Source organism: Herbiconiux daphne (genome assembly GCF_024979295.1).
Classification (GTDB): Bacteria; Actinomycetota; Actinomycetes; order Actinomycetales; family Microbacteriaceae; genus Herbiconiux; species Herbiconiux daphnes.
Genome location: NZ_JANLCJ010000130.1, coordinates 1 through 1,131, shown reverse-complemented (window position 1 = coordinate 1,131; position 1,131 = coordinate 1). Strand labels below are relative to the sequence as shown.

The 1,131-nt window shown below is 41.1% G+C and carries 2 protein-coding genes; both read left to right on the top strand.

All coding sequences use genetic code 11. The features are described 5' to 3' along the window. On the top strand, positions 1-432 hold a 432-nt coding region (locus N1032_RS23550; protein ID WP_259542797.1), incomplete at its 5' end, for a hypothetical protein. 72 nt (positions 433-504) lie between these two features. Continuing rightward, positions 505-1,131, top strand: a 627-nt coding sequence (locus N1032_RS23545) for a phage major capsid protein (RefSeq protein ID WP_259542796.1), incomplete at its 3' end; no start/stop codon positions are given.

The window sequence follows — 1,131 nt, the reverse complement described above, 5'->3', positions numbered from 1 at the left end:
AGCCTTAAAGGTCAGGACGCGGATCAACTCGCAGAAATTTTCGCCTTTGACAACGGAGGGCGTGAAATTCGCGATATGTTAGTCCTGCAATCAAAGTGTGATCCGAAAAACTTTGACGCGATTTATACAAGTCTAGGCACGATCCTAGCCCGCAAGTTTGCCGAAACATGGAATTCCTACGCGACAATCATTCAGAACGGGTATATCCCGCAGGGAATGAAAACGATCCGTGAGGACTACGATTCAGCAGTTAAGGGACAAGTTACCGCCTTTGACGCGAACGACTTTAAGGACGATCACAACACGATCACAAAGAACGGGCTTGTCAGAACGGAAACCACCACCGACAAGTTATCCTTGTCACAATTCGTCACGTTACGGAGTATCATGTTCGAGGATATCCGCCGTCAAATTTTGAAAACAACAATCTAGCTTTACAAAACAAGCTTAATTGTCTATAATGTTCACGAAAATAAAAATAAATTATTAAAGGAGATTTAAACAATGAAAGTAACTCAAGTCCATTCGATTTTATCAGATATCGTCCAAGAATTAACAGGCAAAACAGACGTTGTCCTAGAAGATTTATCCAATATTGTTGACGTTGGTAAAACAATTTTTGACCAAACAAGCGTTGACAATTACGTCAAGAAACTCGTAAACCGTATCGGGAAGACAGATTTTGAAAATCGCGTCTATTCAGGTACAGGATCAAGCATTTTGAAAGATTCTTGGGAATTCGGTTCTATCCTACAACGGGTAGCAATGGAGTTACCAGAGGCGCAAGAAAACAAGTCTTGGGAACTTACTGACGGAACTTCTTATCCAACTGACGTTTTCCACCAACCAAAGGTAAGCGCAAAATTCTTCAACTCAAAAACTACTTTTGAAATTGCCGTTTCATTCACAGAAAAACAGGTGAAAGAATCATTCAACAGCGCAACAGAATTGAACTCGTTCTTGTCAATGATTTCTACAACAGTTCAAAACGCTTTGACTGTTTCAATGGACGCTTTGATTGAACGTACAATCAACAACATGATCGGTGTTACGTTGGCGAAAGGAATCGGAACAGGAACAGCAGGCGCAATCACGATCGACTTGAAAAAAACTAGCCCGATCGCAGTTAAC